16 protein-coding genes are annotated in these 14,182 nt (G+C 73.5%); 10 read left to right on the forward strand and 6 right to left on the reverse strand.

The genetic code is table 11. From position 1 onward, the window contains the following. Positions 1-75 precede the first annotated feature (75 nt). A complete protein-coding gene (locus FHX39_RS03690; RefSeq protein WP_332836649.1) occupies positions 76-1,338 on the reverse strand; it encodes a multidrug effflux MFS transporter in 1,263 nt (420 codons plus the stop codon). Between the two features lie 132 nt (positions 1,339-1,470). On the opposite strand from FHX39_RS03690, the gene FHX39_RS03695 reads away from it, so the two are divergent. Beyond that, the gene (locus tag FHX39_RS03695) at positions 1,471-2,691 is read left to right on the forward strand and encodes an Nramp family divalent metal transporter (protein ID WP_332836930.1); all 1,221 of its coding nucleotides are present in this window, start codon (positions 1,471-1,473) and stop codon (positions 2,689-2,691) included. Between the two features lie 33 nt (positions 2,692-2,724). Here FHX39_RS03695 and FHX39_RS03700 read toward each other — a convergent pair whose 3' ends face one another. The 4 genes from FHX39_RS03700 to FHX39_RS03715 are packed head-to-tail and all read right to left on the reverse strand — an operon-like array spanning position 2,725 to position 5,735. Further along, positions 2,725-3,360 carry a Maf family protein gene (locus FHX39_RS03700; RefSeq protein ID WP_183340867.1) on the reverse strand — a complete coding sequence of 212 codons (636 nt, stop codon included), beginning with the start codon at positions 3,358-3,360 and terminating at the stop codon, positions 2,725-2,727. Further along, the gene (locus FHX39_RS03705) at positions 3,357-3,959 is read right to left on the reverse strand and encodes a DUF937 domain-containing protein (RefSeq protein ID WP_183336849.1); all 603 of its coding nucleotides are present in this window, start codon (positions 3,957-3,959) and stop codon (positions 3,357-3,359) included. Before FHX39_RS03705 ends, FHX39_RS03700 begins: the two co-directional genes overlap by 4 nt. 4 nt (positions 3,960-3,963) lie before the next feature. After that, positions 3,964-4,221, reverse strand: a complete 258-nt coding sequence (locus tag FHX39_RS20925) for an acyl-CoA carboxylase subunit epsilon (protein WP_198423251.1) — start codon at positions 4,219-4,221, stop codon at positions 3,964-3,966. Then, positions 4,218-5,735, reverse strand: coding sequence for an acyl-CoA carboxylase subunit beta (locus FHX39_RS03715; RefSeq protein WP_183340871.1), 1,518 nt, complete (start codon positions 5,733-5,735; stop codon positions 4,218-4,220). The genes FHX39_RS20925 and FHX39_RS03715 overlap by 4 nt, the downstream gene beginning before the upstream one ends. A gap of 125 nt (positions 5,736-5,860) precedes the next feature. Between FHX39_RS03715 and FHX39_RS03720 the strand changes: the two genes are divergently transcribed. Genes FHX39_RS03720 through FHX39_RS03735 form a run of 4 tightly spaced genes read left to right on the forward strand, consistent with a single transcriptional unit; the run spans position 5,861 to position 8,229 of the window. Further along, positions 5,861-6,697, forward strand: a complete 837-nt coding sequence (locus FHX39_RS03720; RefSeq protein ID WP_183336850.1) for a biotin--[acetyl-CoA-carboxylase] ligase — start codon at positions 5,861-5,863, stop codon at positions 6,695-6,697. Between the two features lie 54 nt (positions 6,698-6,751). Then, positions 6,752-7,213, forward strand: a complete 462-nt coding sequence (locus tag FHX39_RS03725) for a globin domain-containing protein (RefSeq protein WP_332836650.1) — start codon at positions 6,752-6,754, stop codon at positions 7,211-7,213. Between the two features lie 57 nt (positions 7,214-7,270). Continuing rightward, on the forward strand, positions 7,271-7,783 hold the full coding sequence (locus tag FHX39_RS03730) for a PH domain-containing protein (RefSeq protein ID WP_183336852.1): 513 nt from the start codon (positions 7,271-7,273) through the stop codon (positions 7,781-7,783). Continuing rightward, positions 7,780-8,229: a GtrA family protein gene (locus tag FHX39_RS03735; RefSeq protein ID WP_332836651.1), complete on the forward strand. Its 450-nt coding sequence runs from the start codon at positions 7,780-7,782 to the stop codon at positions 8,227-8,229. The genes FHX39_RS03730 and FHX39_RS03735 overlap by 4 nt, the downstream gene beginning before the upstream one ends. A 48-nt stretch (positions 8,230-8,277) precedes the next feature. On the opposite strand, the gene FHX39_RS03740 is transcribed toward FHX39_RS03735, so the two are convergent. Beyond that, a complete protein-coding gene (locus FHX39_RS03740; protein WP_183336853.1) occupies positions 8,278-9,114 on the reverse strand; it encodes a DUF4394 domain-containing protein in 837 nt (278 codons plus the stop codon). 211 nt (positions 9,115-9,325) lie between these two features. On the opposite strand from FHX39_RS03740, the gene FHX39_RS03745 reads away from it, so the two are divergent. The 5 genes from FHX39_RS03745 to FHX39_RS03765 are packed head-to-tail and all read left to right on the forward strand — an operon-like array spanning position 9,326 to position 13,957. Continuing rightward, positions 9,326-10,270 carry an NADP-dependent oxidoreductase gene (locus FHX39_RS03745; RefSeq protein ID WP_198423252.1) on the forward strand — a complete coding sequence of 315 codons (945 nt, stop codon included), beginning with the start codon at positions 9,326-9,328 and terminating at the stop codon, positions 10,268-10,270. Between the two features lie 34 nt (positions 10,271-10,304). Continuing rightward, complete coding sequence (locus FHX39_RS03750) at positions 10,305-11,480, forward strand: 5-(carboxyamino)imidazole ribonucleotide synthase (protein ID WP_332836652.1); 1,176 nt, start codon at positions 10,305-10,307, stop codon at positions 11,478-11,480. Then, on the forward strand, positions 11,473-11,985 hold the full coding sequence (gene purE, locus FHX39_RS03755; protein WP_183336855.1) for a 5-(carboxyamino)imidazole ribonucleotide mutase: 513 nt from the start codon (positions 11,473-11,475) through the stop codon (positions 11,983-11,985). Before FHX39_RS03750 ends, purE begins: the two co-directional genes overlap by 8 nt. Continuing rightward, positions 11,966-12,763 (forward strand): EI24 domain-containing protein, encoded by a 798-nt coding sequence (locus FHX39_RS03760; RefSeq protein WP_183336856.1) that lies wholly within the window; start codon positions 11,966-11,968, stop codon positions 12,761-12,763. Before purE ends, FHX39_RS03760 begins: the two co-directional genes overlap by 20 nt. Positions 12,764-12,784: 21 nt before the next feature. After that, positions 12,785-13,957: an acyl-CoA dehydrogenase family protein gene (locus FHX39_RS03765; protein WP_232530573.1), complete on the forward strand. Its 1,173-nt coding sequence runs from the start codon at positions 12,785-12,787 to the stop codon at positions 13,955-13,957. Positions 13,958-14,182: the final 225 nt, after the last annotated feature.

Raw genomic sequence — 14,182 nt, forward strand, 5'->3', positions numbered from 1 at the left:
ATGCCCTCGCCGCGGCTTTATCAGCGGACTCATAGATCGCGCGCGATACTTATGCTGCCCTGGGGTCGAAGCCGCTCAGGCCGGGGTCTGCGGCGCCTGCACCTCGTCCGGCTCGACGAGGCGGGAGCGGCGCAGGGCCGGGATCGCGACGCCGAAGAAGATCAGCGACGCGGCCACGCTGCAGACGACCGCGACGACCCCCAGCGGCACCGCGGTGTCCTCGCCCCAGAGGCCGACGAGGGGCGCGACGAACGCGCCCATCAGGTACTGACCCAGCCCGAGCAGGGACGACGCGGATCCGGCCCGGTCCGGGTGGTCGGCCAGGGCGAGGGCGGTGGAGGTGGGGAAGACCAGGCCGAGGGCGCTGACCATGACGAAGAGCGAGCCCAGCAGGAAGGGCAGCCCGAGACCGACCAGCACGGTGATGGCCAGGCCGGCCGCCCCCAGCAGGTTCATCAGCAGCCCGAGCGCCATCACGCGGTGCGGCGACCACCGGTGGGCGAGCCGGGCCCCGACCTGGCCCAGGATGACGATGCCGAGCGCGTTGCTGCCGAACGCGAACGAGAACTGCTGGGCCGAGAGCCCGAAGAGCCGCTGCAGCACGAAGGTCGCGCCCGCGATGTAGGCGAACATCGACGCCCCGGCGAGGCCGGCCGCCAGCACGACGGCGACGAACAGCCGGTCCCGCAGCAGCGTGCGAAAGCTCCGCAGGGTGTCCCGCACCCCGCCGGCCCGGCGACGTTCCGCGGGCAGCGACTCGGGCACGCCGAAGACCCCGGCGGCGAGCAGCACCACGCCGAAGCCCGCGAGCACCAGGAAGATCCCACGCCAGGTCATGACCAGCGCGAGCTGGCCGCCGATCACGGGCGCCAGGATCGGGGCGAGCCCGTTGACGAGGATGAGGCGGGAGAAGATGATCACCAGCCGGCGACCCGCGTAGAGGTCGCGGGCGACCGCCCGGGCGATGACGATGCCCGCCGCGCCGGCCAGCCCCTGCACGAGCCGGAGCAGGACGAGCAGCTCGATCGTCGGGGCCAGCGCGCAGGCCGCGGACGCGAGCAGGTAGATCACGAGGCCGACGACCAGCGGCCGCCGTCGCCCGAACTGGTCCGACAGCGGTCCGGCGACGAGCTGCCCGGTGGCGAGCCCGAGCAGGCAGGCGGTGATCGACAGCTGGGCGGCGGAGGTGGACGCCCCGAGGTCCGTCGCGAGGGCGGGCAGCGCCGGCAGGTAGAGGTCGAGCGAGATCGGCCCGAACATCGAGAGCATCCCGAGCACGACGACGAGCCGGACCTCCGCACCACGTCGTACGGCGGGGTTCCCGGGCTCAGAAGGCACGCGTCACGGTAACCGCGGGTCTGTCCACCGACGGACCCGTCTCTCGGAGGCCCTGCGCCGAATGCAGTGCGCTGGTTACCCTGCGGTCCGCAGGGGTCAGGTGGGTCGAGCGTCCGGGAGCGGCGAGTGCTGGTGCAGCGGGAGCGCATCGAACGGTTGCGCGCGGGCTCACGCCTGCTCGGTCCCGCCTTCGTCGCCGCGGTCGCCTACGTCGACCCCGGCAACGTCGCCACCAACACGGCCGCGGGTGCCTCGTACGGCTACCTGCTGCTGTGGGTGCTGGTCGGGGCGACCCTGATGGCCGGGCTGGTGCAGTACCTGTCGGCCAAGGTCGGCTGGCTGACCGGGCGCTCGCTCCCAGCGCTGGTGGGGGAGCGGAACCGGCCCTGGCTGCGACGTGCGTTCTGGGTGCAGGCCGAGATCGTCGCGGTGGCGACCGACCTCGCCGAGATCGTCGGCGGCTCGCTCGCGCTGAACCTGCTCTTCGGGATCCCCGTGGTCGTGGGCGCGGTCATCACCACCGCGGTCAGCACCGCGCTGCTGCTCCTGCAGAGCCGGCGGCGGCAGAAGACCTTCGAGCGCGTGGTGACGGGCATGCTCGCCGTCGTCGCGGTCGGCTTCCTGGCCGGGCTCTTCCTGGACCCGCCCGACCCGGTCGGGGCCCTGAACGGCCTCGTGCCGCGGCTCGCCGGTCCGGACAGCGCCCTGCTGGCCGTGGGCATGCTCGGGGCGACCGTGATGCCGCACGCGGTCTACCTCCACTCCGCGCTCGTCGGCGACCGGCACGGCCGGGCCCGCAGCGACGACGCGCACAGCGTGCTGCGCGGGGTCCGGCTCGACGTGACCCTGGCGATGGTCTTCGCGGGCGCGGTCAACATCGGCATGCTGCTCGTCGCGGCCAGCACCCTGAACGGCCTCGAGATCGACGGCCTGCCCGACGCGGTGGCCGGGATCGGGGACCGGCTGGGCTCCGGCGTCGCGACCCTGTTCGCGCTGGGGCTGCTCGCCTCCGGCCTCGCTTCGACCTCGGTCGGCGGCTACGCCGGTGCCGTGATCACCGAGGGCCTGCTGCACCGGCGAATCCCGCTGCTTGTGCGGCGGCTCATGACGGCGGGCCCGGCGCTGGTCCTGCTGGCGCTCGGGCTGGACCCGACGGGGCTGCTGATCGGCTCGCAGGTCGTGCTGTCCTTCGGCATCCCGTTCGCGCTCGTGCCGCTGGTCCGCATCGCCGCCGACCACGACCTGATGCGCCTGGCACCCACCGGTCGCCAGGTCATCCGGCTGGCCTGGCTCGTCGTCGGGATCGTCGTCGCGCTGAACCTGAGCCTGGTCGTCCTCACCGTCCTGGGCTGAACCGTCCTGGTGTGAACCGTCTTGGGCCGAGGGTCAGCCCGGTGCCCAGAGCGACGGCCACGCGACGTCGAGCTCGCGCAGCAGCGACCGCAGCAGCGGCAGGCTGATGCCCACCACGTTGTGGGGGTCGCCCTCGATCCGCTCCACGAACGCCCCGCCCAGGCCGTCGACGGTGAACGCGCCCGCCACCTCGAGCGGCTCGCCCGTGGCGACGTAGGCCTCGATCTCGGCGTCGGAGAGGTCGGCGAACGTCACCCGCGTCGAGCCGACGGCGCTGCGGACGGTCCGCGAACCGCCCGCGTGGACGACGACGTGGTGGCCGGTGTTGAGCACGCCCGTCCGCCCGCGCATCAGGCGCCAGCGCTCCGCCGCGACCCCGGCGTCGCCGGGCTTGCCGTACGCCTGTCCGTCCAGCTCCAGCATCGAGTCGCAGCCGATCAGCACCGTGGTCCGGCCGTCGAGGTCGAGCGTCGCGTCGACGGCCTCCGCCTTGAGGCGGGCGAGCTCCGCGGTCAGCCCGGCCGGCGTGGCGGCCTCGATTCCGGACTCGTCGACGCCGGACACGATGACCTCCGGGTCGAGACCTGCGCTGCGCAACGTGGCTAGCCGGGCCGGCGAGGCCGACGCGAGGACGAGCCGTACGCGGTGCGAGCCCTCCGCGGTGCTCAGCGGCGTCCGCCGCCCAGGAGCCCGCCCAGGACGTCGGCCAGCCCGCCGGACGAGGAGCCGCCCTGGCCGCCCTGGCTGCCGCCGAGCAGGCCGCCCAGCAGCCCGCCGAGGCCACCGGCGCCCGCACCGGCTCCCGCGCCCTGGCCGCCGAGCAGACCGCCCAGGACGTCGGCGAGGTCGCCGCCCTGGCCCGCCTGGGCCTGGCCGCCGAGGCGCTTGGTCAGGTAGGACAGCACGATCGGGGCGAGCAGCGGCAGGAGCTTCTCGACGAGGCCGGTCTGGCCGCCGAGCGAGCCGCCGAGGGTCTGCGCGACCTGGTCGGTCTGGCCGCCGAAGATGTTGCTGACGATCTTGCTGCCGTCGGCCGGGTCGACCTGGCCGAGGTCCACGCCGCCGTCCACCAGGTCCGGCGAGTGGCTCTGCAGCGCACCGGCGAGCGAGCTCGCGCCCGCCGGGTCCTGCGCGTTGGCCTGCAGCCCGCCGAGCAGGGTCGGCAGGACCTGCCGCACGGCGGCCTCGGTCGTCTGCGGGTCGCTGCCCACCTGTCCGGCGAGGCTGCTCATCGGCAGCTGGGCGACGATGTCGTCGATGGCACTCATGAGGTCAGTGTCGCGCGGACAGCCGCCAGGCGTCACGGCCGGGTCGGGGGAGGGTCCGGCCACCACGCGCCGAGGCGGCCCAGGCGGTCGGCCCCTGCGGCGTCTCGGGCTGCTCGTCCGTCGGGCGCGTCCGGGCGGCCAGCACCACGCTGAGCGCCGCCAGCTCGACGTCGGTCGGGGTGCCGCGGACGACCCGGAACAGCGGCTCCGGCGCCGGGTCGAGGTCGTCGCTGACAGCGTCCGACTCGTTCGCTCCGCTCACAGGGGGATGTTCCCGTGCTTCTTGGGCGGCAGCGTCTCGCGCTTGTTGCGCAGCAGCCGCAGCACGCGGGTGATCTCCGCGCGCGTCTCGTGCGGGGCGATGACCGCGTCGACGTAGCCGCGCTCGGCCGCGATGTAGGGGTTGGCCAGCTCGTCGTCGTACGCGGTGATCAGCTCGGCCCGGCGGGCGTCCGCGTCCGGGTGGTCCTTGAGCTCGCGGCGGTAGAGGATGTTGACCGCGCCCTGGGCGCCCATGACCGCGATCTGCGCGGTCGGCCAGGCCAGGTTGAAGTCGGCGCCGAGGTGCTTGGACCCCATGACGTCGTACGCGCCGCCGTAGGCCTTGCGGGTGATCACCGTGACGAGCGGGACGGTGGCCTCGGCGTAGGCGTAGATCAGCTTGGCGCCGCGACGGATGATGCCGTTCCACTCCTGGTCGGTGCCGGGCAGGAAGCCGGGCACGTCCACGAACGTGACCACGGGGACGTTGAAGGCGTCGCAGGTCCGCACGAACCGCGCGGCCTTCTCGGACGCGTCGATGTCGAGGCAGCCGGCGAAGTGCAGCGGCTGGTTGGCCACGACGCCGACGGAACGTCCGTCGATGCGGCCGAAGCCGACGAGGATGTTGGGGGCAAAGAGCTGCTGCACCTCGAGGAAGTCGCCGTCGTCCAGCACGTGGCGCAGGACCTCGTGCATGTCATACGGCTGGTTGGGCGAGTCCGGCACGAGGGTGTCGAGCTCGCGGTCCTCGTCGGAGACCTGCAGGTCCACGTCGGCGTCGAAGGCCGGCGGGTCCTCCATGTTGTTCTGCGGCAGGAAGGACAGCAGGCCCTTCACGTACGCGATCGCGTCCTCCTCGTCCGCGGCGAGGTAGTGCGCGTTGCCCGACTTCGTGTTGTGCGTCCGGGCGCCGCCGAGCTCCTCCATCGTGACGTCCTCGCCCGTGACGGTCTTGATCACGTCCGGGCCGGTGATGAACATCTGCGACGTCTGGTCGACCATCACGATGAAGTCGGTGAGCGCCGGGGAGTACACGTGCCCGCCGGCGGCCGCGCCCATGATCAGCGAGATCTGCGGGATGACGCCGGAGGCGTGGGTGTTGCGCCGGAAGATCTCGCCGTAGAGGCCGAGGCTGACCACGCCCTCCTGGATGCGCGCGCCGCCGCCCTCGTTGAGCCCGATCAGCGGGCAGCCGGTCTTGAGCGCGAAGTCGATGATCTTGACGATCTTCTCGCCGTAGACCTGGCCGAGGCTGCCGCCGAAGATCGTCACGTCCTGGCTGAACACGCACACCGGCCGGCCGTCGACCGTGCCGAAGCCGGTGACGACGCCGTCCCCGTACGGGCGACGCTTCTCCATGCCGAACGTCGTCGAGCGGTGCCGGGCGAACTCGTCGAGCTCGGTGAACGAGTCCGGGTCGAGCAGCAGCTCCACCCGCTCGCGCGCCGTCAGCTTGCCCTTGGCGTGCTGCTTCTCTACGGCCGCGGCGGAACCGGCGTGGACCGCCTCGTCCATCCGCGTGTCCAGGTCGGCCAGCTTGCCGGCGGTCGTGTGGATGTTCGGCTGGCTGGTCTTGGCAGCGTCGGCGTCGAGACTCACAGCAGGGAACCCTAGCCCCGCTCTCTGGCTAAGGTCGGCACGTGCCTGACCCCCGCGCCGCCGATCCGCTCGAACGTCACACCCTCGTCGCGGAGCTGGTCGACACCGACAGCCTGTGGACCAGTCTCGACGTGGTCGCCGAGACGGGCTCCACCAACGCGGACCTGGCCCGGGCCGCGCGGGAGGGTGCGCCGGTGGGCAGCGTGCTGGTCGCCGACCACCAGTCCGCCGGGCGCGGGCGGATGGGGCGTACGTGGACCGCGCCCCCGGGCACGAGCATCGCCATGTCCGTGCTGGTCCGGCCCGAGGTCGCCGCGGAGCGCTGGACCTGGCTGCCCCTGCTGGCCGGGCTCGCGGTCTCCGACGGCATCCGGCAGGAGGCCGACCTCCCGGCCGACCTCAAGTGGCCCAACGACGTCCTGGTGCTGGGCCGGAAGGTGTCCGGCGTCCTCGCCGAGCGGGTGGAGACCCCCGACGGCCCGGCCGTCGTGATCGGCATGGGCGTCAACGTGCACCTGACCGCCGAGGAGCTGCCGGTGCCGACGGCCACGTCGCTGGCGCTGGTGCTGGCCGAGCTCGGGCTGGGCGCCTTCCCGCTGCACCGGACGAGCATCATCTCGACGACGTTGCGCTCGCTGGAACGGATCCTGCGCCGCTGGGAGGAGGTGGCCGACGTGCCCGGGATCGGGGCGGAAGGCCTGGCCCTCGCCTACCGCGAGCGGTGCGCGACGCTCGGCCGCGAGGTGCGCATCAGCCTGTCCGACGGCACCGCGGTCGACGGCGTGGCCCGTGACGTCGACGCCTCCGGCCGTCTCGTCCTCGAGACCGCCGACGGGCCGCGCACCTTCGCCGTCGGGGACGTCGTCCACCTGCGCTGAGCAGGACCGGCCGAGGGGGTGTCTCTGGGCGTTCTCCTGTGCCACATTGAGGTGGTGACGGAGACGTCGAGCGTGTACGAGGCCGCCGGCGGCGCGGCGGGGATGCTCGCCCTCGCCGAGGCGTGGCACGCGCGGGTCGTGGTCGACGAGGTCGTAGGTCACGCGTTCAGCCACGGGTTCGACCCGCACCACACGGAACGGCTCGCCGCCTACCTCGGGGAGGCGCTCGGCGGCCCGGCCGCCTTCTCCACCCGCTACGGCGACGAGTCGGCCGTGGTGCGGATGCACGCCGGGAACGGCGAGCACCCCGAGATGGACGACCGCGCCGTGGCCTGCTTCGACGGGGCGCTGGACGACGTCGGTGTCGGGGTCGAGACCCGGCTCGGCGGCGTGCTGCACGACTACTTCGCCTGGTCGACCCGGGGTGCCATGGCCGCCTACCCGGACTCGCCGGACGACGTCCCGAGCGGTCTGAGCATCCCCCGCTGGTCGTGGGAGGGCCTCGTCAGGGGCTGACCGGAGGAAGACCCGAGTCGGACGTCCGGAGAGGTCCGCTGTGCCACCATGGCTGGCGTGGGCCTGCCGTCGCGGATGCTGGGTGCCGACGAGTACGAGGTCCTGCACACGCGGACCCACGCCAAGGCGCTCGTCGGCCCTGCGCTCGCGCTCATCGGCATCGGCGCGCTCGTCGGCGCCGGCACCGCGGTGATCCCCACCGACTACCGCCCGCTGGGCCAGGTCGTCGTGCTCGTGCTGGGCGGCGCGCTGGCCGGCTGGGCGTGCGTACGCCCGTTCCTGCGCTGGCGGGCCACGACGTACTCGCTCACCAACCGTCGCCTGGTCATGCGGACCGGCGTGCTGAGCAAGGTGAGCGTCGACCTGCCGCTGTGGCGGATCAACGACGTCTCGACGCAGCGCAGCCTGGGCGACCGGGTGCTCGGCTGCGGGACGCTGGTCGCCCAGACCGCGGGGGAGGGCTCGGTGGCGCTGCGCGACGTGCCCGACGTCCAGCACGTGCAGCGCGCGGTGTCGGAGCAGCTCTTCGGCGAGCTGAACGCCGCCCCGGGCCCCGGAGGCGCCCGGTGAGCCACCTGCCCCAACCGGTCGAGCTGCCGGTCACGGAACGTGCCTCCGCGCTGCCGCTGCGCACCCAGCTCGTGCGCTTCGTGCTGACCGGCGGCCTCTCGGCCCTGGTCGACTTCGGCCTGCTCGTGCTGCTGATGCATCTCGGGCTGGGCCACACCGCCGCCAAGTCGCTGTCGTTCATCGCGGGCACGACGACCGCGTACCTGATCAACCGCCGCTGGACCTTCGTCGCGGAACCGTCCCGGCGCCGCTTCGCCGCCGTGGTCGTCCTCTACGCGGTGACGTTCGCGCTCCAGGTCGGCCTGTTCTCGGTCCTCTTCGACCTGCTCTCGGCCCAGGACCTGTCGCTGCGGGTGGTGCAGCTCGTCGGCTTCGTGGTCGCGCAGGGCATCGCGACCACGGTCAACTTCGTCGTGCAGCGGGGTCTGATCTTCAAGATCGCGTGAGGCCGCCGCCCGGGGTCCCCCCGGCCCGGGCGGCAGCCCGTCACGGGGTCAGTCGAGGTCGACGGCGAGGTCGGTGACCGCGTAGGGCAGCGAGCCGACCTTGTCGATGTCACCGGTCAGCAGGTCGACGGTGTAGAAGGACGACTTGCCCTTGACGGTCACGGTGGCGTAGCCCTCGACCGAGTTGGTCCGGCCGGACTTGATGTCGGAGAAGATGTCGAAGCCGACCCCGGCCCCGGCGTCCACCCCGAGCTTGCCGGTCGCGGCGAGCGAGCCGGCGTTGGCCGGGGACTGCACCGCGATCTGGTCGAGGTTGGTGTCGAGCACGAACAGCGTGGTCCCCGTGGCGGCGGCCAGGTCGTTGTTCGTGTACGCCGCGCCGGCGACGCCGGTCCCGGGGACGTTGCCGGTGGGGAGCACGTACGTGAGCGCACCGTCGGTCACCGTCGGCACGGTGGGCCCGTCGCCCTCGCCGAAGGGCTGGCGCAGGTTCTGCCCGGTGTCGCTGACGACCCGCAGGGCGTTGGCGGCCGGGTTGAAGTCGACGCCGAACGAGGTGCCGTCGAGCGCGACCGAGAGCTGGCCGACCTTGGTGGCCTTGGCCGAGCTCGTCGACAGCGTGTAGAGGCCTCCGGCGTTGCCCACGCCGTAGAGCTTGCCGTTCTGGACGCGGCGGTCGATGCCGACGAGAGAGGCGTCGCCCGTCAGGCCGGTGATGGCCTTGGTGCGCTTGGCCTTCGTCGGCTTGTCGGTGTCGAAGCGGACCAGGCGGTCGCCGGCCAGCCCGGTGGCGTCCTCGGCGGAGGCGGCCATGGCGGTGGCCGGGACGGCGAGGCCGGCGACGGCGACGGCGGCGATGGCGATGGTGACGCGGCGGAGCTTCATCGGTCAGTTCCCTTCGGTCGCCCGGACCCGGGCGGAGGGTCGCCCGGTGGCGACTGCGGGTGTGTACGCGGCCGGCAGCGCTGGCGTTGAGGTGCGACGGAAACTTCTTTCGCGAGGTCGGGCCGACGCGCGTGAGACATCTCGCACCGGTTCCCGGCGAGGAACAACGACGGTGTCCGGCGCCCTTGCACCTGGCATGAGAGCAGCGGGAGTGACCGAGTTCGGCGGGCCGGAGGCCCTGCACCTGGTGGACGTCCCGGAGGTGCACGCGGGACCCAACGAGGTCCGCATCGCCGTCCGCGCGGCCGCGGTGAACCCGACCGACACGTACGCGCGCAACGGCACGTACGCCACCCGGCCGGGCGCCCCGCAGGAGATGCCGTGGATCCCGGGCATGGACGTGGCCGGGGTGGTCGACGAGGTCGGACCCGGCACCGACGGGCGGCTGGCGGTCGGCGACGACGTGATGGGCATCGTGATCCCGGCCGGCAGCCACGGGGGCTACCGCGAGCAGATCGTGCTGCCGGCCGCCTCGGTGGTCGCGGTCCCGGCGGGCGTGGACCACGCCGCCGCCGCCTCGCTGCCGATGAACGGTCTCACCGCCCGGCTCGCGCTCGACCGGATGGCGCTGGAGCCGGGTGAGGTGCTGGCGGTGACCGGTGCCGCGGGCTCCTTCGGCGGCTACGTCGTCCAGCTCGCGAAGACCGACGGCCTGACGGTCGTCGCCGACGCCAGAGAGAGCGACGTCGACCTGGTGCGCTCCCTCGGCGCCGACGTCGTGCTGCCGCGCGGGGAGGGGTTCGCCGCAGCCGTCCGGGAACGGTTCCCCGACGGGGTGGCCGGCCTGGCCGACGGGTCGGTCCAGGGGGCCCAGGTCCTGCCCGCCGTGCGTGACGGCGGCGTGGTCACGACGGTCCGCGGCTACCGCGGCGAGGACGCCGACGTCGAGCTGGCCCGCGGGGTCCGGGTGCTGCCGGTGATGGTGCGCGACTACGGGCAGGCCACCGACGCGCTGGACCGGCTGCGGGCGCAGGCCGAGGCCGGCGAGGTCACCCTGCGCGTGGCCGACGTGCTCCCGGCCGCCGAGGCGGCGGAGGCCCACCGTCGGCTCGAGGCGGGCGGCGTCCGCGGGCGGCTCGTGCTCGACTTCGGGTGAGCGTGGGTCCGCGGTCCGGATAGGCTGCGGCGACGTGACGACCGCAGCCCCACCCGTCCGCCCGTTCGTGGTCGGCATCGTCGGTGGCGGGCAGCTGGCGCGGATGATGTACGAGGCCTCGATCGGGCTCGGCATCCGGGTCGCCCTGCTCGCCGAGGGACCGGACGTGTCCGCCGCGCAGGTCGTCCACGACGTGACCGTCGGCGACTACACCGACCACGCGACCCTGCGGGCGTTCGCCGCCCGCTGCGACGTGATCACCTTCGACCACGAGCACGTGCCCACCGGGATCCTGCGGGACCTCGAGGCCTCGGGCGTCGCCGTCCGGCCCGGGCCCGACGCGCTCGTCCACGCCCAGGACAAGGTCGTCATGCGCGACCGGCTCAGCGCCGCCGGGATCCCGTGCCCCGCCTACCGCGTGGTCGCCGACGCGGACGCCTTGCGCGCCTTCGGCGACGAGACCGGCTGGCCGGTGATCGCCAAGACCTCCCGGGGCGGCTACGACGGCAAGGGCGTGTGGAAGATCGACTCCGCCGAGCAGGCCGGGGAGCCGTTCGCCGCCCTCGGCGGGCTCTCCGCCGGCGCGGAGATCCTGGCCGAGGAGTACGTCGACTTCGCCCGTGAGCTGAGCGCGCTGGTCGTGCGCTCGCCGTCGGGGCAGGCGGTGGCGTACCCCGTCTCGGAGTCGGTCCAGCGGAACGGGATCTGCGTCGAGACCACCACACCCGCCCCCGGGCTCAGCGAGGAGCAGGCGGTCGCGGCCGAGGCGCTCGCGCTGCAGGTCGCCGCCGAGCTGGGCGTGGTCGGGGTGCTGGCCGTCGAGCTCATGGAACGACGCGACGGCACCGTCGTCGTCAACGAGCTGGCCATGCGCCCGCACAACACCGGGCACTGGACCATCGACGGCGCGCACACCTCGCAGTTCGAGAACCACCTGCGCGCCGTCCTCGACCTCCCGCTCGGCGACCCGGGGACCCGCGACCCCTGGACGGTGATGGCGAACGTCCTCGGCGGCGCCGAGCCCGACCTGCCCTCCACGCTGCTGCACTGCTTCGCCCGCGACCGCCGGCTCCGCGTCCAGCTGTACGGCAAGGAGGTGAAGCCGGGCCGCAAGGTCGGGCACGTCACCACGTACGGCGACGACCTGGTCGAGGTACGCCGACGGGCGCGGCACGCGGCCGGCTACCTGATGGGGGACCCGAATGCCTGAGCCCACGCGCGTGCGGGCCGGCATCGTGATGGGCTCCGACTCCGACTGGCCGACCATGGAGGCCGCGGGCGTGGCGCTGGCGGAGTTCGGGATCGCGTACGAGGCCGACGTCGTCTCCGCGCACCGGATGCCCGACGCGATGCTGACCTACGGGCGGACGGCGCACGAGCGCGGGCTCGAGGTGATCATCGCCGGGGCCGGGGGAGCGGCGCACCTGCCGGGCATGCTCGCCGCGGTCACCCCATTGCCGGTGATCGGGGTCCCCGTCGCGCTCAAGCACCTCGACGGGATGGACTCGCTGCTCTCGATCGTGCAGATGCCGGCCGGTGTGCCGGTGGCCACCGTCTCGATCGGCAACGCCCGCAACGCCGGCCTGCTGGCCGTCCGCATCCTCGCCGCGGGCGACCCGGCCTTGACCGCGCGCATGCTCACGTTCCAGGACGACCTGCGGCGCAGCGCGGAGGCGAAGGGCGAGGCGGTGCGGCGTGCCGTCCACCCCGGGTGAGGCCGTCGGCGGGCTGAGCCTGCTCGGCCGGGGCGCCTCGTTCCTGCTGCGCCGGCCCCGGCTCTTCTGGCTCGGCGCGCTGCCGCCGCTGGTGACCTCGGTCCTGTTCGTCGTCGCGCTGGTGGTCCTGGTCGACCACCTGGGCGTGCTGACGTCCGCGCTCACGCCCTTCGCCGCCGGGTGGTCCGCCGGAGTGGCGCTCACCGCCCGGGTCGTCGTCGGGACGCTGCTGGTCGGGGGCACCGTGCTGCTCATGGTGCTGGTCTTCAGCACCCTGACCCTCGCCGTCGGGTCGCCGGTCTACGACGCCATCAGCGAGGCGGTCGACCGGGCGTTCCCGGACGCGCCGCCGGCCGTCGAGAAACCGTTGCGGACCGGAGCCGTCCGCGCCGTCCGGCAGTCCGTCGGCCTCGTCCTCGTCTCGCTCGCCGGGGCGCTGGTGCTCTTCGGCGCGGGCTTCGTGCCCGTCGTCGGCCAGGTCGCGGCGGCCGTGGGTGGCGCCCTGTTCGGCGGCTGGATGCTGGTCACCGAGCTGGTCGGCAGCCCGCTGGAACGTCGCGGCGTGCTCACCCTGCGGGGCCGCCGCGAGACCCTGCGGCGCCGTCGCTGGCGCAGCTTCGGGCTCGGCGTCCCGTGCTTCCTGCTGCTCTCGGTCCCGTTCGTCGCGGTGGTCGTCTTCCCCGTCGCGACGGCGGCCGGGACGCTGCTCGCCCGGCAGCTCCTGAACGAGTCGACCGACCTCCCCGACGGCCGGTCGCCGCAAGTTACCCGCCGGTAACCTCGGGCGTACGCTGCCCGCATGGTCCCCACCGTCGAGGACGCCGCCGCCATGTTCCGGCCCTCCGAGGAGCACGAGGCCTTCCGGGCCGCCGTCCGCGAGCTCTGCGACGCCAAGGTCGCGCCGCTCGCCGCCGAGGTCGACGAACGGGCCGAGTTCGGCTGGGCCTCCTACGAGGCGCTGCGGGCCGGCGACTTCCACGCTCCCCACGTCCCCGAGGCGTACGGCGGGGTCGGGGCCGACGCGCTTGCCACCGCGATCGTCATCGAGGAGGTCGCCCGGGCCTGCGCGTCGACCTCGCTGGTGCCCGCGGTGAACAAGCTCGGCTCGCTGCCGTGGATGCTGGCCGGCAGCGAGGAGCTCCGGCAGCGCTACCTGCCGCGGGTGGCCAGCGGCGAGGCGCTCGTCAGCTACTGCCTCTCCGAGTCCGAGGCGGGCAGCGACGTCGCCGCCATGCGGACCCGCGCGGTGAGCGACGGCGACGAGTGGGTGCTGGACGGGGCCAAGCGCTGGATCAGCAACGCCGGCGTCTCGAGCCTCTACACGGTGTTCGCGGTGACGGACCCCAGCGCCCCGCGCGGGCACGGCATCAGCGCGTTCGTGGTCGAGCGCGACGACCCCGGCGTCTCCTTCGGCGCGCCGGAGAAGAAGCTCGGCATCAAGGGCTCACCCACCTGCGAGGTCTACCTCGACCACGTCCGGCTCCCGGCCGACCGGATGGTCGGCGAGCCCGGGGCCGGCTTCGCCCTGGCCCTGCGCACGCTCGACCACACGCGGGTGACCATCGCGGCGCAGGCTGTCGGCATCGCGCAGGGCGCGCTCGACGCGACCCTGGCGTACGTGGCGGGCCGTCAGCAGTTCGGCCATCCCGTCGGCGACTTCCAGGGTGTGCAGTTCATGCTCGCCGACATGGGCATGCGGGTCGAGGCCGCACGCCAGCTCACGTACGCCGCCGCGGGGCGGAGCGAGCGCGACGACCCGGACCTGACCTGGTTCGGGGCGAGCGCCAAGTGCTTCGCCTCCGACGTGGCCATGGCTGTCACGACCGACGCCGTGCAGCTGTTCGGCGGCTACGGCTACACCCGCGACTACCCGGTCGAGCGCATGATGCGCGACGCGAAGATCACCCAGATCTACGAGGGCACCAACCAGGTGCAGCGCGTCGTCATGGCCCGCCAGCTGCTCAAGCGCTGACGGGCCTGCGATCCCGCGAGAGGTAGGTTTCCGCGCGTCCTGAGGCGGAATCGGCGCCGCAACCTACCGCGCGGCGGCCCCGGCGTCAGCCCGTCGGCTCTCCCCGCGTACGACCACGGTCTTGATCTCGCGAGCTCCGTGAGAATAGGCGTGCCCCTAAGAGCAACCTGTCAGTGACCTGTGCTTGTCTTCAGCCCTCGGGCCGGAACCCTCCGGCCCCGGCTC

The organism is Microlunatus antarcticus (assembly GCF_014193425.1).
GTDB lineage: Bacteria > Actinomycetota > Actinomycetes > Propionibacteriales > Propionibacteriaceae > Microlunatus > Microlunatus antarcticus.

What these genes read in the sequence shown, in the direction of transcription:
- FHX39_RS03765 (WP_232530573.1), top strand. Translation starts at nt 12,785, where the DNA reads ATGGTCCCCACCGTCGAGGACGCCGCCGCCATGTTCCGGCCCTCCGAG.
- FHX39_RS03705 (WP_183336849.1), bottom strand. Translation starts at nt 3,959, where the DNA reads ATGAGTGCCATCGACGACATCGTCGCCCAGCTGCCGATGAGCAGCCTC.
- purE (WP_183336855.1), top strand. Translation starts at nt 11,473, where the DNA reads ATGCCTGAGCCCACGCGCGTGCGGGCCGGCATCGTGATGGGCTCCGAC.
- FHX39_RS03740 (WP_183336853.1), bottom strand. Translation starts at nt 9,114, where the DNA reads ATGAAGCTCCGCCGCGTCACCATCGCCATCGCCGCCGTCGCCGTCGCC.
- FHX39_RS03715 (WP_183340871.1), bottom strand. Translation starts at nt 5,735, where the DNA reads ATGGACGAGGCGGTCCACGCCGGTTCCGCCGCGGCCGTAGAGAAGCAG.